Origin of the sequence: Terrabacter ginsenosidimutans (genome assembly GCF_039539425.1) — a bacterium.
GTDB classification, from domain to species: Bacteria; Actinomycetota; Actinomycetes; order Actinomycetales; family Dermatophilaceae; genus Terrabacter; species Terrabacter ginsenosidimutans.
On the sequence record NZ_BAABDC010000004.1, the window covers coordinates 36,884 to 57,613 of the forward strand.

Consider the following 20,730-nt stretch of genomic DNA (forward strand, 5'->3'; position numbering starts at 1 on the left):
TTGACCGACCCACGATCCCGCACCGGGGCACGTGTCGGCGTCGACGTGGGCAACGCCCGCGTCGGCGTCGCCGCGTCGGACGCCTCGGGCGTCTTCGCCCACCCGGTGCGCACGCTGCCGCGGGACGCCGAGGGCGACAGCGACGTCGAGGCGATCGTGGCCCTCGTGGACGAGCTCGCCGCGATCGAGGTCGTCGTGGGCCTGCCCCGCCTGCTCTCCGGCGAGGAGGGCGAGGCCGCGCGCATCGCGCGGGACTACGCCGGTCGGCTCGCAGCCCGACTGGGTACGGTGGAGGTGCGGATGGTCGATGAACGCTTGACCACCGTGGACGCGCACCGCAGACTACGCGACAGTGGCGTCCCGGGTCGGGGGCAACGGGCCGTCGTCGACCAGGCCGCCGCAGTGCTCATCCTGCAGTCGGCTCTCGACACGGAGTCGCTGTCGGGCCGCCCACCGGGGGAGACCGTCACGCCGGGGGGCAAACGGAAGAAGGAACGTCGTCGATGAAGGACCATCTCGAGTCATCCATCTTCGGCGACCACGAGGACACCGCCGAGCACGTCGAAGAGGTGCACGCCGCACCCCCGACGAGCCGGCGCGAGATCCGTGAGCTGGAGCTGGCGGCGCGCAGACGCGGTGGCCGGGGCAGCCGCAAGGGCCGGGGCGCCAAGGGCGGCCCCGGTACGCCGAAGGGTAAGCCCTCGATCTTCCGTCGCCTGCTCGTGATCGTCCTCGCGCTCGCGGTCATCGGTGGCGGCGTCGCCGTCGCCTACAAGGCCCTGCGACCCGTCGTCGAGGGGTTCCTCGAGTCCAACGACTACCCGGGCCCCGGCACGGGGGAGGTCCGCGTGACCATCGACAAGGGATCAGGCGGCACCTCGATCGCCAAGACCCTCGCCGAGCAGGACGTCGTCAAGTCGAGCAAGGCCTTCATCGAGGCCGCGAACAACGACCCGAAGAGTGCCGGCATCCAGCCCGGGATCTACACGATGAAGAAGCAGATGAAGGCCTCGGACGCCCTCGCGCTCCTCGTCGACCCCAAGAACCGCCTCATCACCCGCGTCACGATCCCCGAGGGCCTGTGGGCGGACGAGATCTACGCCAGGCTGTCGAAGTCCTCCGGCATCCCGGTGGACCAGTACGTCGCGGCAGCCAAGCAGGTGGACGAGCTCGGGCTGCCGCCGTCGGCCAAGGGCAACATCGAGGGCTACCTCTTCCCGGCCAGCTACGAGTTCGGCCCCACCGCGACGGCGCTCGACCAGCTGAAGCAGATGGTCGCCGAGTCGACGAAGCGGCTCGAGGCCCTCAACATCGCTCCCGACCAGATGGAGCGCGTCGTCACGGTCGCGAGCCTCGTCGAGGGGGAGGCCCAGAACGAGGCCGACCGCTCCAAGGTCGCCCGGGTCGTGGAGAACCGGCTCGCGACCAAGATGTCGCTCGGGTTCGACTCGACGGTCAACTACATCTTCAAGAAGCGTGGCGTGCCGACGCAGGAGATGCTCGACAGCAACAACCCCTACAACACGCGCCGCTTCCCCGGCCTGCCGCCCGGCCCCATCTCCAACCCGGGCGAGAGCGCGCTGAAGGCGGCCGCAGCCCCGGTCGCCGGTCCGTGGCTCTACTTCGTGACCGTCGACCTCGACACGGGCGAGACGAAGTTCGCCGCCACCTACCCGGAGCACCAGCGCAACGTGGCGCAGTTCCAGAAATGGTGTGCCGACAACAAGGGGAAGTGCTGAGCGAGGGGAGCGGGGTGGCCCGGCACTGTGCGGTGTGGGGCAGCCCGATCGGGCACTCGCTCTCACCTGTGCTGCACCGCGCTGCCTACGCGGCTCTCGGTCTGAGCGGCTGGTCCTACGACCGTCGCGAGGTCGACGTGGCCGCGTTCCCCGAGGCGCTCGCCGCTCTCGACGACAGCTGGCGAGGGCTGTCCCTGACGATGCCGCTCAAGGAGGCGGCCCTGGCTGCGGCCAGCGTCGTCGACGCGGCTGCACGGGACACCGGGTCGGCCAACACCCTGGTCGCCACTCCGGCCGGGTGGCACGCCCACAACACCGACATCCACGGCATCGAGATGGCTCTGCTCGTGGCGGGATGTGTCGACACCACCGAGGCGCTCGTGATCGGCAGCGGGGCGACGGCGCGCTCCGCCGTCGCCGCTCTCGCGGCGGCGGGCACACGGCAGGTGACCTTCATGGTGCGAGGGCGTCCGCGGCCGGAGACGGTCGCGCAGGCCGAGCGCGCCGGGCTCGTCGTCGAGACCGTTCCTCTCGGTGTCTGGCCCCGCGCCGACGTCGTCGTCAGCACCGTGCCCCCCGACGCGGTCACGGGCCTGGAGGCGTTCCCCGGGTCCGACCGTGACGAGAGTCCGCGGACGGTGCTCGACGTCGTCTACGGCCATGGCCCGACCCCGTTGCAGCGCCGCGCCCGGGTCCGGGGCTGGACCCTGGCCTTCGGCACGGACATGCTCGTGCACCAGGCGGCCGCACAGGTCGCGCTCATGACGGGGCAGCCCGCGCCGCTGGACGCGATGGCGTCCGCGCTCGCGGCCTTCGTCGACCCCGAGTGGGGCACGCCCCTCGGCACGACCTCATGACCTGGGTTCCGTTCCCCACCACCCCGTGGTGGTTCGTGGCCCTGCTCGGCGTCGCGGGCGCACTGGTCGGGGAGGTGCTCCGCCGCCGGCTCGCGACGGGGGGCTACCGTCTCGACGACGAGACGGGTCCGCTTCCTCGGGTGTCGTCGCGGATCGTGCCGGTCGCGCTGGCGCTGCTCTGGGCGCTGCTGGCCTGGCGCTTCGGACCCCTCGCGCAGTGGGCGCTCAGCCCCGCCTACCTCGGTTTCGCGTTCGTCGCGGTGGCGCTCGCCTGGATCGACGCCGACGTGCACCGGCTGCCCCGGGGGCTGACGCGCCCGGCCTACCCGCTGCTCGTCGCCCAGCTCGCCCTGGCCTCGCTCGCGTCGGGGGACTGGGAGGCGTTGCGTCGCGCGGCGATCGCCGGAGCCGTGCTGTGGACGATCTACTTCGTGCTCGCGCTGGTGGCCGCCCTGCTCGGCAGCGGCTTCGGCTACGGCGACGTGACGCTCGCCGGTCTCGTCGGCCTGGCGACGGGCTACGTCAGCGTGTCGACGACGCTCGTGGCGTCGTATGCCGCGTTCATCCTCGCGGGCGTCTACGGCGTGGCGCGTCTGGTGCTGCGTCGCGGCTCGCGCAAGGACGACATCGCCTTCGGGCCGTGGATGCTGCTCGGCCTGCTCCTCTCGCTCGTCGTGCAGGTCCGCCCGCTGTTCTGAGTCGCGCCCATCGCGCGCGGGGCGCCCCGGCGGTCCCGCGGAGCGGGCGGCGCGGGAGTCGCGCCGGACCGCGTGGGAGGATCGGGGCATGTTGCGTTGGTTGACGGCCGGTGAGTCGCACGGGCCCGCACTCGTCGCCATGATCGAGGGCCTCCCGGCGGGGGTCGAGGTCGGCGCCAAGGACCTGCAGGCCGCTCTGTCCCGCCGGCGCCTCGGCTACGGTCGCGGTGCGCGGATGAAGTTCGAGCAGGACGAGGTCGAGTTCCTCGGTGGCCTCCGACACGGGCTGACGCTCGGTTCGCCCGTCGCCGTCCGCATCGGCAACAGCGAGTGGCCCAAGTGGACCACCGTGATGAGCCCCGAGGCCGTCAGCGACGAGGCGTATGCCGCGTCCGACGACGTGAACGCGGAGAAGGAGGTCGCGCGCAACAAGCCGCTGACCCGCCCGCGGCCCGGGCACGCCGACCTCGTCGGCATGCAGAAGTACGGCCACGAGGACGCCCGCCCGGTGCTCGAGCGCGCCTCGGCCCGCGAGACCGCTGCGCGCGTCGCGCTCGGCGAGATCGCCGCCCGCTTCCTCGAGCAGGCCTACGGCATCCGCCTCGTCTCCCACACGGTCTCGATCGGCACGGCCGGCGTGCCGGAGGGTGCGGCGCTGCCGACGCCCGACGACGTCGAGCGACTCGACGCCGACCCGGTGCGCGCCTTCGACCCGTCCGGCTCCGCGGCCATGGTGGCAGAGGTCGACGCGGCCAGGAAGGACGGCGACACCCTCGGTGGCGTCGTCGAGGTCCTCGCCTACGGTGTGCCCCCGGGCCTGGGGTCGCACGTCCACTGGGACCGCAAGCTCGACGGCCAGCTCGCGCAGGCGCTGATGAGCATCCAGGCGATCAAGGGCGTCGAGGTCGGCGACGGCTTCGAGACCGCGCGCCGCCGTGGTTCCGAGGCGCACGACGAGATGGAGCTCGTCGACGGCGTCATCACCCGACGCACCGGTCGCGCCGGCGGCACCGAGGGCGGCATGTCGACCGGACAGGTGCTCCGCGTCCGTGCCGCCATGAAGCCGATCAGCACGGTGCCGCGGGCCCTGTCCACGGTCGACGTCGCCACGGGCCAGGCGGCCACCGCCATCCACCAGCGCTCCGACGTCTGCGCCGTGCCGGCTGCCGGCGTCGTCGCCGAGGCGATGGTGGCGCTCGTTCTCGCCGCATCGTGCCTCGAGAAGTTCGGCGGCGACTCGGTCACGGAGACGGCGCGCAACCACACGGCATACCTCGACGGCATCCGTAAGGGGCTGCGCACATGGTGAACGAGACCTCCCCGCGACCCGTGGCCGTCGTCGTCGGCCCGCCCGGAGCGGGCAAGACGACGGTCGGGCGAGCGCTGGCGACCCGGCTCGGCGTCCCGTTCCACGACGTGGACGCCGCCATCGAGGCGGCCCAGGGCAGGTCGATCTCCGACATCTTCGTCGACGACGGCGAGGCCGTCTTCCGCGACCTCGAGCGCGCTGAGGTCGTCCGCGCGCTCGCCGAGGAGCCGGGCGTGGTCTCGCTCGGTGGGGGAGCCGTCATGGACCCGCTCACCGAAGCGACGCTCTCCGGCCACGCGGTCGTCTTCCTCGACGTCGCCATCGCCGACGCCAGCAAGCGCATCGGCTTCGACCGCTCGCGTCCGCTGCTGTCGGTCAACCCGCGTGCGTCGTGGGTCCGGATGATGAACGAGCGCAGGCCCACCTACGAGCGCGTGGCGACCGTGCGGGTGGACACCGGGGGACGCACGCCCGAGCAGGTCGTGGACGTCGTCGTCGCCGAGCTCGCGGCGGCCCGGGCGTGAGCGGTCCGGACACTCCGACGACCATCTCCGTCGGGGGGGACTACGACGTCGTCATCGGGTCGGGTGTGCTGGGGAGGGTCGCCGACCTGCTCGGCGCCGACGTCCAGCGCGTGCTGGTCGTCCACCCACCGACGCTGCCGGAGCTGACGTCACGGCTGACCGGCGCCCTCGAGGCACAGGGTTACGCGGTGCACGTCGCCGAGGTCCCCGACGCCGAGGCCGCCAAGACGGCCGCCGTCGCAGCAGACCTCTGGTCGCTGCTGGGTCGGGCCGGCTTCACCCGCACCGATGCCGTCGTGGGGCTCGGCGGGGGCACCGTCACCGACCTCGCCGGGTTCGTCGCAGCGTCATGGCTGCGCGGGGTGGGCGTCGTCCAGGTGCCGACGACGCTGCTCGGCATGGTCGATGCGGCGGTCGGCGGCAAGACGGGCATCAACACCGCCGAGGGCAAGAACCTCGTCGGCGCGTTCCACCCGCCGGCCGGCGTCCTCTGCGACGTCGACGTGCTCTCGACCCTGCCGCAGGCAGACCTCGTGGCCGGGCTGGCCGAGGTCGTCAAGTGCGGCTTCATCGCGGACCCCGTCATCCTCGACCTCGTCGAGACCGCCGTCGCCGACGATGCGGCACGTGCCCGTAGCGCCGGGAACCCACACCTTCGCGAGCTCATCGAGCGAGCCGTCCGCGTCAAGGCGGAGGTCGTCGCAGCAGACCTCCGCGAGAGCTCGCTGCGCGAGATCCTCAACTACGGACACACCTTCGGGCACGCCATCGAGCAGGTCGAGCACTACACGTGGCGGCACGGCGAGGCGATCGGTGTCGGCATGGTCTACGTCGCGGAGCTCGCCCGCCTCACGGGTCACCTCGCCGGTCCGGAGGGAGATGCGCTCGTGGCCCGGCACCGTTCGGTCCTCGAGTCGCTCGGTCTCCCGACGACGTATGCCGCAGGCCGCTGGGACGAGCTGCTCACCGCGATGCGCCGCGACAAGAAGTCGCGCGGCTCGACGCTGCGTCTCGTCGTGCTCGAGGGACTGGCCCGGCCGACCCGTCTGGTCGGCCCGGACGACGCACTGCTGCAGGCGGCATACGGCCTCGTGTCGCGCCGCGCCGACGCCCCCGCTCACTAGACTCCCCGACATGACGGCACCCACGGTCTTCGTCCTGTCGGGCCCCAACCTGAACCGCCTCGGCACGCGTGAGCCGGAGGTCTACGGCTCCGACACGCTCGACGACGTGCACGCGGCGGTGCAGCGCGAGGCACGCGACCTCGGGCTCGTCGCCGACTGCCGCCAGACCAACCACGAGGGCGAGCTCATCGACTGGCTGCACGAGGCCGTCGACGTCGGCGCCGACGTCGTGCTCAACCCCGGTGCCTTCACGCACTACTCGTATGCCGTCCGCGACGCCTGCGCCATCGTGACGACGAGCGGTCGAAGCCTCGTCGAGGTGCACCTGAGCAACCCGGCCGCCCGCGAGGAGTTCCGGCACACGTCCGTCGTCGCGGGAGTGGCGACGGGCACGGTGGCGGGCTTCGGGCTCCAGTCCTACCTGCTCGCGCTGCGCGCGCTCGTCTGACCCGACGCGTGCCGCGTCAGACCAGGGGCAGCATGGCGTGGCACGCCGCGAGGCCGTGGAGCCCGATGTCGTCGCGGCGTCGCCCTTCCCAGGCGTCCCTGGTGAGCCGCCACCGGTCAGCAGGGCCGGCTCGCCCTGGCGCGTCGCCCAGTCGAACCCGTTGGGCTCGTAGCCCAGAGCTCGTGAGACGGCGTTGGAGCCCACGTTGTCGACGAACGCGTCGCTGCTCGCCTCCTTGGCCCCGAGGCCCGCGAACGCGAGGTGCAGGACGGCGGCCCGCATCTCGTGTCCGAGCCCACGGCGGCGCAGGTCGGTGGACAACCACGAGAAGGTCGTGACGGTGCCGAGCGCGGCGAAGTCCACCCCGGTCAAGGTCTGCTCGCCGACCGGCCGCCCGTCGACCATGACCACGAAGTAGAGCCGCCACATCCCGGGCTCGACCGTGCCGCGCCGGCGCCAGATGGCGCGGAGCCACCCGGCGACCCTCAGGTCGGGGTCGGGCTCGTAGAACGACATCGGGTCGTCGTACGGTGCGGGGTCGGCATGGGTCTTGCCGGCGCGCACGGTCTCAGCGAGCTCGTCGAGCAGTTCGTCTGTGGCCGCACGCAGCTCGAGGGTGGGGGTGCTCACGCGCAGGTCGAGCAGGGGGTAGCTCTTCATGGTCTCTCGTCACTCTGCTTCCACGGTCGAGGCTGCGGCGGATGGGCGGTCGGCGAGGCGGACCGCGGGGGCGTCTGACCGGTCCCGAGGCGGTCGCGTGGCAGTCTGCTGGGATGAGCGGAGACGAAGAGGTCGTCGTCAGCGCGCTGGCGATCAACGTGACCATTCCCGAGACGTTGCGGTGGACCGACGTGCGCCGCGGCCAGACGTTCCGGCTCGACACCCTCAACGTGCGGATGCTGCCCGACGGACACCTTGCTGCCAAGGCGTACGGCCGTCCGGTCGAGGGAGGCCGCGGAGCGTACGTGTCGTTCACGGTGCCGGACCGGCCCGAGCTCGCTGCGCTCATCGGCGCGGCCGCCGACCGCGCCGGAGCAGTCTGGGCCGCACACCGCGGGCTTCGGTGACGCCATCCTCGCCGCGCTGCCCGGACACACGGTTTCAGGCCGTGCCGACCTGAGCGGCGACCTCCGTGTCGACGTCTGCACCGAGGACCTCTGGCAGTGGCTCTGCGTGCACGATGGTCAGCTCGGACACCGCGCGGGTCAGCACGACGTAGAGACGGCGGAGCCCGGTGCGTTCGTCGGGCTCCGCCGCCGCGATGGCGGCCGGCTCGACGACGACGGTCCGGTCGAACTCGAGGCCCTTCGCGACGCTCGCCGGCACGACCTCGACCTGGTGGTCCTCGTCGTCACCGTGATCCCGGTCCAACCGGCCGTGGGCGACGCCGGCGGCGGCGAGCGCCGTCGAGACGCGCTCGACGTCGGCGTCGGGTGCGATGACGCCCACCGACCCGGGAGCTGCCGCCGTGCCCACCACCGCGCGCACGACCTCGAGATCGCGGTCGGCGGCATCGACGCGGCGGATGTCGAGCCGGCCGGGGTTGTCCCGAACCGACACGGGTGCTCCGAGACCGGGGGCCATGACGGGCAGCAGGCGCGCGGCGTACTCGATGACGACGGCCGGCACGCGGAAGCCGCGGTCGAGCACGACGAGGTCGTGGTCGTCCTTGCCGAGGTGGCGCATGGCCTCGTCCCAGGACGCGGTCGCCCACGGCGTCGTGCCCTGCGCGATGTCGCCGAGCACGGTCACCGACCCGGTCGAGCAGCGTCTGCCGACGGCCCGCAGCTGCATCGGTGAGAGGTCCTGCGCCTCGTCGAGCACGACGTGCCCGAGGCTGGGGACGCGTCGCAGCAGGTCGTCGACCTCGTCGAGCAGCGCCATGTCGGCCCGCGACCAGCGGGCCGCGCCCTTGGTGCGAGCGGGCCTGTCCCACAGCAGCGTCGCCTGCTCGTCGTCGTCGAGGTCGTCGCCCGCCGCCGCCCGGAGCGCGTCGGCGTCGGACCAGAGCCGGTGCAGGACCCCGGCGGGGTCGAGGGCGGGCCACACCGACGAGACGTACTTCTTCACCGCGGGGGACTTCGCCACGGCGTCCTGCACGCGGTCGTCGGGGGCGTCGCCGGCCCGCTCCATCTCGAGGAGCACGTGGTGCGCGAGCCGCTGGGGAAGCAGGTCGCGCGCGGCCGAGTAGCGCACGCCCCGCGCGGCCAGCTCGTCCATGATGTCGGCCACCTCGTATGCCGGCACGCGCCACTTGCGCACGCCGCGCGGGACCACGAGCGCCTCCGAGGGCCGCACGAGGCTCGACCACACGGCACGGCGCAGCACGGCGGCGAGCCGCGCGTCGCCCTTGAGGGTCGCGACGGCGGCCGGCTCGTCGGCCCGGACCCGGCCGTGGTCGAGGAGGGTCTCGATCGTCGCGTGGCCGACGCGCACCTCGCCAAGGGACGGGAGCACCGCGCCGATGTGGTCGAGGAAGGCCCGGTTGGGCCCGACGACGAGGACCCCGGAGCGGTCGAGGCGCTCGCGGAAGGAGTAGAGCAGCCACGCCGCGCGATGCAGACCGACCGCGGTCTTGCCGGTGCCGGGGGCGCCCTGCACGCAGACGCTGACGGCGACGTCGCTGCGGACGATCTCGTCCTGCTCGGGTTGGATCGTCGAGACGATGTCGCGCATCGGGCCGGTGCGAGGACGCTCGATCTCGGCGGCGAGGATCGAGCCCGGCGACCCGTCGCCTTCCTCAGCGGGAGCACCGTCACGCAGGTGTTCGTCCTCGAGAGCGGTCAGATGCCCGCGGTCGACGCCGAACCTGCGCCGCAGGACGACGTCCATCGGCTCGAGCCTCGAGGCCCGGTAGAACGCGGTCGAGATCGGGGCGCGCCAGTCGACGACGACGGGGTCTCCCGCCTCGTCCGACACGTGCCGACGCCCGATGTGGAACTGTTCTGCCGGGCCCTCCTCGGGCTCCACATCGATGCGACCGAAGAAGAGCGTCGTGCGCGGGTCGTCCTGCAGCGAGGCGATGCGCCGCGCCAGCACCCAGCCGAGCACCTCGCCGGAGACGGCGTCGCTCGCCTTGGACGCGTCGAGCGACTCCGCCAGCTCACGCATCCTGGTCAGCTGGTCGCGGGCGTCCTCGAGGTAGGCCTGCTCCCGTGCCAGCTCACGGGCCGGCTCACGGGCGAGCTCGGTGTCGAGCCGGTCGGGCGAGCGCACGCGGAGGCCTCTCTCGTCGGGGGAACGGGTCAGGGTACACCGGCCTGGGGGGCGGCGGTCACGCGCGATTCCGCGATCAGGTGGCTGCCCGGCTAGACTCGTGCGGCAACTCCCCAAGACAGATGAACGTCCGGGGCTCAGGTGTGCCCGAGGGGCGCCCGACCGAGCCGGCCGGCATACGAAAGTGGTTTGTGACGATGGCTTCGACCAACGACCTGAAGAACGGCATGGTGCTCAACATCGAGGGACAGCTCTGGTCCGTCGTCGAGTTCCAGCACGTGAAGCCCGGCAAGGGCCCCGCGTTCGTGCGCACCAAGCTCAAGGCCGTCCTGTCCGGCAAGGTCGTCGACAAGACGTTCAACGCCGGCACCAAGGTCGAGACCAGCAACGTCGACAAGCGCACGATGCAGTACCTCTACAAGGACGGTACCGACTTCGTCTTCATGGACACCGACACCTACGACCAGCTCAACGTGTCGGAGGCCGTCGTCGGAGACGCCGCCAACTACCTCCTCGAGAACCAGAACGCGCTCGTCGCCACCAACGAGGGCCTGCCGCTCTACGTCGAGCTGCCCGCGTCGGTCGTCCTCGAGATCACCCACACCGAGCCGGGCCTGCAGGGCGACCGCTCGACCGGTGGCACCAAGCCGGCCACGCTCGAGACGGGCGCACAGATCAACGTGCCGCTCTTCCTCGAGGCCGGCACGCGCGTCAAGGTCGACACCCGTGACGGGTCGTACCTCGGCCGCGTCAACGACTGAGCGGACGCGAACTCCCTTGGCAGCACGCAGCAAGGCCCGCACCCGGGCCCTCGACATCCTCTTCGAGGCGGACCAGCGCGGCCTCAACGCCGAGACCCTGCTCGACGAGCGCCTCGGCGACAGCGAGTCGCGGGCGGCCAACAACCCGTACACCGCCGACCTCGTGCGCGGCGTCGTGGGGCACTGGAACGACATCAACGCAGCGCTGACCGACTACAGCCAGGGCTGGACCCTCGAGCGGATGCCGGCCGTCGACCGTGCGATCCTGCGGCTCGGAGCCTGGGAGGTGCTCTGGAACGACGAGATCCCGGACGCCGTTGCGATCTCCGAGGCCGTGGCCCTCGCCACCGAGCTGTCGACCGACGAGTCGCCGTCGTTCGTCAACGGGCTGCTCGCCCGCCTGGCCGAGGTCAAGGCGACCATCGTCTGAACGACGCCCCTGACAGCACCGGCCGGCAAACCGCCAGCAACAGCGGGCACCGGTCACCGGCTCCGCACGAAGCCACCCGCAGGCGCGGGTGGCTTCGTCCGTCCCATGGCCTGGTGCACTCCCGAAGGCTCGCCGTGCCGAGGAACGGACCGGTGACAGGCCGGCGCCGGGGCCGGGTTAGACTCCCTCGCGAAGACATCCTTTAACCACCGTCCTGTGAGGCGGGGAAGGAGGTCCAGCGGCGATGTCCTGCCCTGACCTGAATGCATCTGCCCAGTCATCGACGGACCGCTCGAGCATCCCTGAGGACGCTCGCGACGTCATGAGCGAAGGCGACATCGCCCGGGCGCTGCGGCGCATCGGTCACGAGGTGATCGAGCGCAACAAGGGCAGCGAGGGGCTCGTGCTCCTCGGAATCCCTTCTCGCGGCGTGCCGCTCGCACGACGTCTCGCAGCCGGCATCGAACAGGTCGAGGGCAGTGCGGTGCCGGTCGGCGAGCTCGACATCACGCTCCACCGTGACGACCTGCGCCGCAACCCGGTGCGCACGGCGCACCGCTCACGCATCCCCGACGGCGGCATCGACGACAAGGTCGTCGTCCTCGTCGACGACGTGCTCTACTCCGGCCGCACCATCCGCGCGGCGCTGGACGCGCTGTCCGAGCTGGGCCGGCCGCGCGCCGTGCGTCTCGCGGTCCTCGTCGACCGCGGTCACCGCGAGCTGCCGATCCGCGCCGACCACGTCGGCAAGAACCTCCCCACCTCGCGCGACGAGCGGGTGCACGTCCGGGTCGCCGAGGTCGACGGGCTCGACGTCGTGCGCATCAGCGGGGGAGAGGCCCGATGACGAAGCACCTCATCTCCTCGGCGGACCTCAGCCGGGCCGAGGTCGAGGACATCCTCGAGACCGCGGCCTCGATGCACGACCTGCAGCGCCGGGAGGTCAAGAAGGTGCCGACCCTGCGCGGTCGCACCATCATCAACTTCTTCTTCGAGGACTCGACCCGCACCCGCAGCTCCTTCGAGATCGCGGGGAAGTGGATGTCGGCCGACACGATCAACCTCTCGGCCAAGGGCTCCTCGACCTCCAAGGGCGAGAGCCTGCGCGACACGGCCATGACCGTCGACGCCATGGCCGTCGACGCGCTCGTCATCCGTCACAACGCCTCGGGCGCCTGCCACCAGGTCGCGCAGTGGGTCCGGTGCAGCGTCATCAACGCGGGGGACGGCACCCACGAGCACCCCACCCAGGCCCTGCTCGACGCGTACACGTTGCGCACGCGCCTCGGTGACCTCGACGGCAAGCACGTGGTCATCGTCGGTGACCTGACCCACTCGAGGGTCTTCCGCAGCAACGTCATCACCCTCAAGACCCTCGGCGCCCGCGTCACGGTCGTCGCGCCGCCCACCCTCATGCCGAGCGGCATCGGCGCGTGGAGCGCGGCCGACGGCTTCGCGACGAGCTGGGACCTCGACCCGGTCCTCGACGGCGAGGGCGAGCACGGCCCCGTCGACGCCGTCATGATGCTGCGCGTCCAGCGCGAGCGGATGAGCGGCGGCTACTTCCCGACGGCTCGCGAGTACACGGTGGGCTACGGGCTGACCCGGGACCGGCTCGAGCGGCTCGTCGCCCGCAACGACGGCGTCCTCGTGCTGCACCCCGGCCCGATGAACCGCGGGCTCGAGATCGCCCCCGAGGCGGCCGACTCGCCGCAGTCCGTCGTCCTCGACCAGGTCTCTGCCGGGGTCGCGGTCCGGATGGCCGTGCTCTACCACCTGCTCGCGGGCGACGACACGCCCGCGCCCGTCCCCGCCGCAGTCCCGGCCGGTGCGACCGAAGGAGCCGTTCGATGAACCGCCTCGTGATCCGCGGCGCCCGCCTTCTCGGCGCACACGCGGCCGACCTGCTCGTCGAGGACGGGATCATCACCGACGTCGGCTCGGTCTCGGCACCTGCCGACGCCGAGGTGCTCGACGCTGACGGCCTCGTCGCCCTGCCCGGGCTCGTCGACCTCCACGTGCACCTGCGCGAGCCGGGCCGCGAGGACGCCGAGACGATCGCCACCGGCTCGGCAGCGGCGGCTGCCGGTGGCTTCACGGCCGTCTTCGCGATGGCCAACACGAGCCCCGTCACCGACACGGCCGAAGCCGCCGAGCGCGTGCTCGACCTGGGGCGTGCGTGTGGCCTGACCGAGGTGGTCCCCGTCGGGGCCGTCACCAAGGGACTCGAGGGCGCCGAGCTCGCCGAGCTCGGGCTCATGGCGCGCTCCCGGGCCCGGGTCCGCGTCTTCAGCGACGACGGACACTGCGTCCATGACGCCCGGATCATGCGGCGGGCGCTCGAGTACGTCAAGCCCTTCGGCGGCGTCATCAGCCAGCACGCCCAGGACCCGCGCCTCGCCGGCCGCGAGGCCTGCTGCCACGAGGGCGAGGTGTCGGGTCGTCTCGGGCTGCCGGGGTGGCCCGGCATCGCCGAGGAGTCGATCGTCGCGCGCGACGTCATGCTCGCCCGCCACACCGGCTCCCGCGTGCACGTCGCGCACGTCTCGACGGCCGGCACCGTCGAGGTCATCCGGTGGGCCAAGGCGCAGGGCATCGACGTCACCGCCGAGGTCACGCCGCACCACCTGGCGCTCACCACCGACCTGCTGCTCGGCTACGACCCCGTCTACAAGGTCAACCCGCCGCTGCGGCCGACCGAGGACGTCGAGGCGCTCCGCGCCGGTCTGGCCGACGGCACCATCGACGCCGTCGCGACCGACCACGCGCCGCACGCCCGTCACGACAAGGAGCACGCCTTCGTCGACGCGGCATTCGGCATGCTCGGCCTCGAGACGGCGCTGTCGGTCGTCAGCGAGGTCATGGTGCGCCCGGGCCTGCTCGGCTGGGCCGACGTCGCCCGCGTCATGTCGAGCGCACCGGCCCGCATCGGCGGACTGGCCCACCAGGGAAGGGAGCTCGCCATAGGCAGCCCCGCCCACATCACCCTCGTCGACCCCGACCGCGAGGTCACGGTCGACGCCGCCGCGAGCCGCAGCCGCTCGCGCAACAACCCGTGGCACGGGCACACCCTGCGCGGAGCCGTCCTCGCGACGGTCCACCGGGGCCGTGTCACCCACGACGTCCGCAACGACGCGGGCACCCGACGAGAACTGACGAACGCGACCACCTCGGGAGCAGACCTGTGACCACCCAGACACCCCTGACCGTGCCGAGCCGCGAGGGGAGGGAGCGTCGCGAGCGCTTCGCGGCGACCCTCGTCCTCGAGGACGGCCGCACCTTCCGTGGGGCGTCCTACGGCGCCCTCGGCGAGACGGTCGGCGAGGCGGTCTTCTCCACCGGCATGACCGGCTACCAGGAGACCCTGACCGACCCGAGCTACCACCGTCAGGTCATCGTCATGACGGCGCCGCACGTCGGCAACACCGGCGTCAACACCGAGGACGACGAGAGCACCCGGTTCTGGGTCGCCGGCTACGTCGTGCGTGACCCCGCGATCCGCGCGTCGAACTGGCGCGCGACCCGCGACCTCGAGGACGAGCTCGTCGACCAGGGCGTCGTCGGCATCTGCGAGATCGACACGCGCGCCCTGACCCGTCACCTGCGCGAGCGCGGCGCGATGCGGGCCGGCATCTTCAGCGGTGACGCGGCCGCCCGGCCCGAGGCGGAGCTGCTCGAGGCGGTGCGGACGAGTCCCCAGATGGCGGGCGCGGCACTGGCCGCCGAGGTCACCACCACCGAGCCGTATGCCGTCACGGCCGTCGGCGAGAGGCGCTTCACCGTCGCGGCGCTCGACCTCGGCATCAAGGCCATGACTCCGGCGCTCATGGCGCAGCGGGGCATCGAGGTGCACGTGCTGCCCGCCACCGCGACCATCGAGGACGTCCTCGCGGTGGGGGAGTCCGGCCCCGACGGGGTGTTCTTCTCCAACGGTCCCGGCGACCCGGCGAGCGCCGAGCACGAGGTGGCGCTGCTGCGCGAGGTACTCGACCGGCGGATCCCGTTCTTCGGCATCTGCTTCGGCAACCAGCTGCTGGGCCGGGCCCTCGGCTTCGGCACGTACAAGCTGAAGTACGGCCACCGCGGCATCAACCAGCCGGTCATGGACCGCACGACCGGCAAGGTGGAGGTGACGGCTCACAACCACGGCTTCGCGGTCGACGCGCCCCTCGACAAGGACAGCGACACGGCATACGGCCGCGTGCGCGTGTCGCACGTGTGCCTCAACGACCACGTGGTCGAAGGGCTGGAATGCCTTGACCTGCCTGCCTACTCGGTCCAGTACCACCCGGAGGCGGCGGCTGGCCCCCACGACGCTGCCTACCTCTTCGACCGCTTCCTCGAGCTGATGACCACCAGACAGACGACCAACGAGACCATGGAGGTCCACTCCTGATGCCCAGGAACGACAGCATCAAGAGCGTCCTCGTCATCGGCTCCGGCCCGATCGTCATCGGCCAGGCCTGCGAGTTCGACTACTCCGGCACCCAGGCCTGCCGCGTGCTGCGCGAGGAGGGCATCCGCGTCATCCTCGTCAACAGCAACCCGGCGACGATCATGACCGACCCCGAGTTCGCCGACGCGACCTACGTCGAGCCGATCACGCCGGAAGTCGTCGAGGCCATCATCGCCAAGGAGCGGCCCGACGCGGTGCTCGCGACCCTCGGCGGCCAGACGGCCCTCAACTGCGCGATCTCCTTGCACGACAACGGAGTTCTGGAGAAGTACGGCTGCCCGCTCATCGGCGCGAACGTCGACGCGATCAACCTCGGCGAGGACCGCGAGAAGTTCAAGGGCGTCGTGGAGCGCTGTGGCGCCGAGTCGGCCCGCTCGATCATCTGCCACACCATGGACGAGCTGCTCGCGGCCGCCGACGAGCTGAGCTACCCCGTCGTCGTCCGGCCCTCCTTCACCATGGGCGGCCTCGGCTCCGGCTTCGCCTACGACGAGGCCGACCTGCGCCGCATCGGCGGCCAGGGGCTGCAGTACTCCCCGACGACCGAGGTGCTCCTCGAGGAGTCGATCCTCGGCTGGAAGGAGTACGAGCTCGAGGTCATGCGCGACCACGCCGACAACGTCGTGGTCGTCTGCTCGATCGAGAACCTCGACCCGATGGGCGTGCACACCGGCGACTCGATCACCGTCGCTCCCGCGCTCACCCTCACCGACCGCGAGTACCAGCGGCTGCGCGACATCGGCATCGCGATCATCCGCGAGGTCGGCGTCGACACCGGCGGCTGCAACATCCAGTTCGCCGTCAACCCGCAGGACGGGCGAATCATCGTCATCGAGATGAACCCTCGCGTCTCGCGCTCGTCGGCCCTGGCGTCCAAGGCGACCGGCTTCCCCATCGCCAAGATCGCCGCGAAGATGGCCATCGGCTACACGCTCGACGAAGTGCCCAACGACATCACCCGCGAGACGCCGGCGAGCTTCGAGCCCTCGCTCGACTACGTCGTCGTCAAGGTGCCGCGTTTCGCGTTCGAGAAGTTCCCCGCCGCCGACCCGACGCTGACGACGACGATGAAGTCGGTCGGTGAGGCGATGGCGATCGGCCGCAACTTCACCGAGGCGATGCAGAAGGCACTGCGCTCCCTGGAGAAGAAGGGTGCGAGCTTCCACTGGGACGGTGAGCTGACCAAGCTCCACGCGGAGCGCGCCCTCGAGGAGGCCAGGGTCCCGACCGACGGCCGGATCGTCCTCGTGCAGCAGGCCCTCCGCGGTGGCTGCACCGTCGAGGAGGTCCACGAGGCCACCGGCATCGACCCGTGGTTCCTCGACCAGATCGCGCTCATCAACGACGTCGCGGCGATGCTCGCGGACGCCGACCAGCTGACGCCCGACCTGCTCCGCCTCGTCAAGCGCCACGGCTTCAGCGACGCCCAGGTGGCCTCCGTCCGGCGTATGCCGGAGGCCGTGGTCCGTGGTGTGCGCCACGCCCTCGGGGTGCGCCCGGTCTACAAGACCGTCGACACGTGCGCGGCGGAGTTCGCGGCCACGACGCCGTACCACTACAGCTCCTACGACGAGGAGACCGAGGTCGAGCCGCGCGAGCGGCCGGCCGTCATCATCCTCGGCTCCGGCCCCAACCGCATCGGGCAGGGCGTCGAGTTCGACTACTCCTGCGTCCATGCCTCGTTCTCCTTGCGCGACAAGGGTTTCGACACGGTCATGGTCAACTGCAACCCCGAGACGGTGTCGACCGACTACGACACGAGCAGCCGGCTCTACTTCGAGCCGCTGACTCTCGAGGACGTGCTCGAGGTGATCCACGCCGAGAGCCAGGCCGGCCCCATCGCCGGTGTCATCGTGCAGCTGGGTGGCCAGACCCCGCTCGGCCTCGCGCAGGCCCTCGAGGACGAGGGAGTGCCGATCGTCGGCACGTCACCGAGCGCCATCCACCTCGCGGAGGACCGCGGTGCCTTCGGTCAGGTCCTCGCCAAGTCCGGCCTCATCGCGCCCAAGCACGGCACGGCCTACAGCTCCGACGAGGCGCTCGTCGTGGCCCGCGAGATCGGCTACCCCGTGCTCGTCCGCCCGTCCTACGTCCTGGGCGGCCGCGGCATGGTCATCGTCTACGACGACGACACGCTCGTGACCTACGTCGAGAAGGCCACCGAAGCCTCTTCCGACCACCCGATCCTCATCGACCGCTTCCTCGACGACGCGATCGAGATCGACGTCGACGCGCTCTTCGACGGCGAGGACATGTATCTCGGCGGGATCATGGAGCACGTCGAGGAGGCCGGCATCCACTCGGGCGACAGCTCGTGCACCCTGCCGCCCGCCACGCTCGGCGACGGTGAGCTCGAGCGGGTCCGGGTCGCCACGCGCAAGCTCGCCGAGGGCATCGGCGTCCGGGGCCTGATGAACGTGCAGTTCGCCCTGGCCCAGGACATCCTCTACGTCATCGAGGCCAACCCCCGCGCCTCGCGCACGGTGCCGTTCGTCGCCAAGGCCACCGGCGTGCCGATCGCCAGCGCCGCGGCCCGGGTCATGCTCGGCGCCACGATCAAGGAGCTGCGCGAGGAGGGCATGCTGCCCCCGACCGGTGACGGTGGCCGGATGCCCGACCACGCCCCCGTCTCGTGCAAGGAGGCGGTGCTGCCGTTCAAGCGCTTCCGCACCAAGGAGGGCCTCGCGGTCGACTCGCTCCTCGGTCCGGAGATGCGCTCGACGGGCGAGGTCATGGGCATCGACGTCGACTTCGGGTCGGCGTTCTCCAAGGCCCAGCAGGGTGGCGGCTCGGCCCTGCCGCGCTCCGGCGCGATCTTCGTGTCGGTCGCCAACCGCGACAAGCGCGCCATGCTCTTCCCGGTCAAGCGCCTCGTCGACCTCGGTTTCACGATCCTCGCCACCCGGGGGACGGCGGCGGTGCTCAAGCGCAACGGCATCGAGGCCACCCTGGTCCGCAAGATCACCGAGCGCGACGGGGACGCCCCGGGGGAGAAGTCGATCGTCGACCTCATCCTCGACGGCACGGTGCAGATGGTCGTCAACACACCGTCGGGCCAGGACGCCCGCGCCGACGGCTACGCCATCCGCGCCGCGACGACGAGCGCCGACAAGCCGATCATCACGACGATCGCGACGCTCGCCGCGGCCGTCCTCGGCATCGAGGCGGGGCTGACCGAGGAGATCCGGGTCAAGTCCCTGCAGGACCACGCCCGTGACCTCGACCTCTACGGTCGGCGTGAGGCCCTCGCCGGGACGGGGGCCTCGGCATGAGCGAGCGCACGCTGCGGGCCCGCGTCGCCCAGGAGGTGGCGGAGGTCATCGCGACCCGCCGGGTCGGGGCCTACCAGCACCTCACCCTCGTCGCCCCGGGCGTCGCCGAGCTCGCCCGTCCGGGCCAGTTCGTCGCCCTCGCGGTCGGCGGTGAGACGTCCGGCACCCTGCTGCGCCGCTCGTTCTCGATCCACAAGGTCAGCCCGAGCGGCACCTACGGCGGCACGGTCGAGATCGTCGTGTCGGCCGTCGGTGTCGGCACGCGGTGGATCGCCGAGCGTGCGCCGCACGACACGATCGACGTGGTCGGCCCGCTCGGCAAGGCGTTCCCGCTGCCGACCTCCCCGGTCGCCTGCGTCCTCGTGGGCGGTGGCTACGGCAGCGCACCCCTCTTCTGGCTCGCGAGCGAGCTGCGCGAGCGCGGGTGCCACGTCGAGATGGTCCTCGGCGCCGCGAGCGAGGACCGGCTCTTCGGCGTCGTCGAGGCCCGGCGCAGCTGCGACGGCGTCACGGTGACGACCGACGACGGCTCTGCCGGTCAACGGGGGTGGGTCAGCGACCCGCTCCCCGAGATCATCGACCGCACCGGGGCCGGCGTCGTCTACGGCTGCGGCCCCATGGGCATGCTCGAGTCGATCACCCGGGTCGCCCAGGCCCACGGCGCGGTGGCCCAGGTCGCCGTCGAGGAGTCGATGGCGTGCGGCGTCGGGGTCTGCATGACGTGTGTCATGCCGGTGGTCGGCTCCGACGGCAGGACCCGGATGGTGCGCTCCTGCGTCGAGGGGCCGGTCTTCCGGGGCGACGCCGTCCGCTGGGACGCCTTCGACGGAGGTCACGCGCGGGTCCCGGACGACGCCGTCGGAGCCCCGAAGGTGGGTGGCCACTGATGGTGGACCTCTCCGTCGACCTTCCCGTCGACCTGTCCGTCGACCTCTCGGTCGACCTCGGGGGCGGCCGCCGCCTCCCCAACCCGCTCATGACCGCCTCGGGCTGTGCGGCGAACGGCAAGGAGCTGCACCGCTTCTTCGACGTCGCCGACCTCGGCGCGTTCGTCACGAAGTCCGTCATGGCCGACCCGCGGTCGGGCCGCGGGACGCCCCGCATGGCCGAGACGCCCTCGGGCATGCTCAACTCCATCGGCCTGCAGGGGCCCGGCATCGACGCGTTCGTCGACGAGGACCTGCCGTGGCTCAAGTCGGTCGGGGCCCGGGTGCTGCCCTCGATCGCCGGCAGCTCGAGCACCGAGTACGCGCACGTCGCGGCGACCCTGCGGGAGAGCCGGGCCTTCGACGCCGTGGTGGGCGTCGAGGTCAACATCTCGTGCCCCAACGTCGCCAACCGCGGCCTCGTCTTCGCCTGCGACCCGATGGCCTCGGCCAAGGTCATCGCCCTCGTGCGCGAGCAGCTCCCGCGTGACATCCCCGTCTTCGCCAAGCTCAGCCCGGACGTCACGGACATCACGGCCATCGCCGCGGCCTGCGTCAAGGCCGGCGCCGACGGCCTGACGATGATCAACACGCTGCTCGGCATGGTCATCGACACCGACCGCATGCGCCCGCAGCTCGGCGGTGTCACGGGTGGCCTCTCCGGACCGGGCATCCGCCCCGTCGCGGTGCGGGCCGTCTGGCAGGTGCGCCAGGCGATGTTCGAGGGTCGTATGCCGACCGTCCCGATCATCGGCGTCGGGGGAGTCCGCACGGGGCGCGACGCGCTCGAGCTCGTCGCGGCCGGGGCGAGCGCCATCCAGGTCGGCACGGCGGTCTTCAACGACCCGTCCGCTCCCGTCCGGGTGCTGCGTGAGCTGGGAGAGCTGCTCCGGGCCAAGGGCTTCGACCGGTTCACCGACGCCGTCGGCGTCGCGCACGGACGCTGACGTGCCCACCGAGACGACGAACG

General features: G+C 71.8%; 19 protein-coding genes and 1 pseudogene. 18 read left to right on the forward strand and 2 right to left on the reverse strand.

The window, feature by feature from the left end:
- From ruvX to aroQ, 8 genes are all read left to right on the forward strand, one after another.
- On the forward strand, positions 1-507 hold the full coding sequence (gene ruvX / locus ABD831_RS12980) for a Holliday junction resolvase RuvX (RefSeq protein WP_344947029.1): 507 nt from the start codon (positions 1-3) through the stop codon (positions 505-507).
- The gene (gene mltG / locus ABD831_RS12985) at positions 504-1,739 is read left to right on the forward strand and encodes an endolytic transglycosylase MltG (RefSeq protein ID WP_344947032.1); all 1,236 of its coding nucleotides are present in this window, start codon (positions 504-506) and stop codon (positions 1,737-1,739) included. The genes ruvX and mltG overlap by 4 nt, the downstream gene beginning before the upstream one ends.
- Before the next feature lie 14 nt (positions 1,740-1,753).
- Positions 1,754-2,596: a shikimate dehydrogenase gene (locus tag ABD831_RS12990; RefSeq protein WP_344947035.1), complete on the forward strand. Its 843-nt coding sequence runs from the start codon at positions 1,754-1,756 to the stop codon at positions 2,594-2,596.
- Positions 2,593-3,294: a prepilin peptidase gene (locus tag ABD831_RS12995; protein ID WP_344947038.1), complete on the forward strand. Its 702-nt coding sequence runs from the start codon at positions 2,593-2,595 to the stop codon at positions 3,292-3,294. Before ABD831_RS12990 ends, ABD831_RS12995 begins: the two co-directional genes overlap by 4 nt.
- A gap of 88 nt (positions 3,295-3,382) precedes the next feature.
- Complete coding sequence (aroC, locus tag ABD831_RS13000) at positions 3,383-4,603, forward strand: chorismate synthase (protein WP_142178278.1); 1,221 nt, start codon at positions 3,383-3,385, stop codon at positions 4,601-4,603.
- The gene (locus tag ABD831_RS13005; protein WP_142178277.1) at positions 4,597-5,127 is read left to right on the forward strand and encodes a shikimate kinase; all 531 of its coding nucleotides are present in this window, start codon (positions 4,597-4,599) and stop codon (positions 5,125-5,127) included. The genes aroC and ABD831_RS13005 overlap by 7 nt, the downstream gene beginning before the upstream one ends.
- A complete protein-coding gene (gene aroB / locus ABD831_RS13010) occupies positions 5,124-6,251 on the forward strand; it encodes a 3-dehydroquinate synthase (protein ID WP_344947047.1) in 1,128 nt (375 codons plus the stop codon). Before ABD831_RS13005 ends, aroB begins: the two co-directional genes overlap by 4 nt.
- 10 nt (positions 6,252-6,261) lie before the next feature.
- Entirely contained in the window at positions 6,262-6,699 is a 438-nt protein-coding gene (aroQ, locus tag ABD831_RS13015) for a type II 3-dehydroquinate dehydratase (protein WP_142178275.1), read from the forward strand.
- A 180-nt stretch (positions 6,700-6,879) separates the two neighbouring features.
- On the opposite strand, the pseudogene ABD831_RS22245 reads toward aroQ, so the two are convergent.
- Positions 6,880-7,359: pseudogene (locus tag ABD831_RS22245) on the reverse strand (GNAT family N-acetyltransferase); the annotation flags it as partial.
- A 113-nt stretch (positions 7,360-7,472) separates the two neighbouring features.
- On the opposite strand from ABD831_RS22245, the gene ABD831_RS13020 reads away from it, so the two are divergent.
- The gene (locus tag ABD831_RS13020) at positions 7,473-7,766 is read left to right on the forward strand and encodes a hypothetical protein (RefSeq protein WP_344947051.1); all 294 of its coding nucleotides are present in this window, start codon (positions 7,473-7,475) and stop codon (positions 7,764-7,766) included.
- A 34-nt stretch (positions 7,767-7,800) separates the two neighbouring features.
- Here the strand turns inward: ABD831_RS13020 and ABD831_RS13025 are convergent, their stop codons facing one another.
- The gene (locus ABD831_RS13025; RefSeq protein ID WP_344947054.1) at positions 7,801-9,915 is read right to left on the reverse strand and encodes a HelD family protein; all 2,115 of its coding nucleotides are present in this window, start codon (positions 9,913-9,915) and stop codon (positions 7,801-7,803) included.
- Between the two features lie 197 nt (positions 9,916-10,112).
- Here ABD831_RS13025 and efp point away from each other — a divergent pair, with 197 nt between their 5' ends.
- The 9 genes from efp (at position 10,113) to ABD831_RS13070 (ending at position 20,707) form a co-directional block, all read left to right on the forward strand.
- Positions 10,113-10,676, forward strand: a complete 564-nt coding sequence (efp, locus tag ABD831_RS13030; protein ID WP_344947057.1) for an elongation factor P — start codon at positions 10,113-10,115, stop codon at positions 10,674-10,676.
- A gap of 16 nt (positions 10,677-10,692) precedes the next feature.
- Entirely contained in the window at positions 10,693-11,106 is a 414-nt protein-coding gene (nusB, locus tag ABD831_RS13035; RefSeq protein WP_142178269.1) for a transcription antitermination factor NusB, read from the forward strand.
- 244 nt (positions 11,107-11,350) lie between these two features.
- The gene (pyrR, locus tag ABD831_RS13040) at positions 11,351-11,953 is read left to right on the forward strand and encodes a bifunctional pyr operon transcriptional regulator/uracil phosphoribosyltransferase PyrR (protein ID WP_344947063.1); all 603 of its coding nucleotides are present in this window, start codon (positions 11,351-11,353) and stop codon (positions 11,951-11,953) included.
- Entirely contained in the window at positions 11,950-12,960 is a 1,011-nt protein-coding gene (locus ABD831_RS13045; protein ID WP_344947066.1) for an aspartate carbamoyltransferase catalytic subunit, read from the forward strand. The genes pyrR and ABD831_RS13045 overlap by 4 nt, the downstream gene beginning before the upstream one ends.
- Positions 12,957-14,294: a dihydroorotase gene (locus ABD831_RS13050; RefSeq protein WP_344947069.1), complete on the forward strand. Its 1,338-nt coding sequence runs from the start codon at positions 12,957-12,959 to the stop codon at positions 14,292-14,294. The genes ABD831_RS13045 and ABD831_RS13050 overlap by 4 nt, the downstream gene beginning before the upstream one ends.
- On the forward strand, positions 14,291-15,502 hold the full coding sequence (gene carA, locus ABD831_RS13055) for a glutamine-hydrolyzing carbamoyl-phosphate synthase small subunit (RefSeq protein ID WP_425582822.1): 1,212 nt from the start codon (positions 14,291-14,293) through the stop codon (positions 15,500-15,502). Before ABD831_RS13050 ends, carA begins: the two co-directional genes overlap by 4 nt.
- Positions 15,502-18,834: a carbamoyl-phosphate synthase large subunit gene (carB, locus tag ABD831_RS13060; RefSeq protein WP_344947072.1), complete on the forward strand. Its 3,333-nt coding sequence runs from the start codon at positions 15,502-15,504 to the stop codon at positions 18,832-18,834. Before carA ends, carB begins: the two co-directional genes overlap by 1 nt.
- Positions 18,831-19,721 (forward strand): dihydroorotate dehydrogenase electron transfer subunit, encoded by an 891-nt coding sequence (locus tag ABD831_RS13065; protein ID WP_344947075.1) that lies wholly within the window; start codon positions 18,831-18,833, stop codon positions 19,719-19,721. The genes carB and ABD831_RS13065 overlap by 4 nt, the downstream gene beginning before the upstream one ends.
- Entirely contained in the window at positions 19,721-20,707 is a 987-nt protein-coding gene (locus tag ABD831_RS13070; RefSeq protein WP_344947077.1) for a dihydroorotate dehydrogenase, read from the forward strand. The genes ABD831_RS13065 and ABD831_RS13070 overlap by 1 nt, the downstream gene beginning before the upstream one ends.
- Positions 20,708-20,730: the final 23 nt, after the last annotated feature.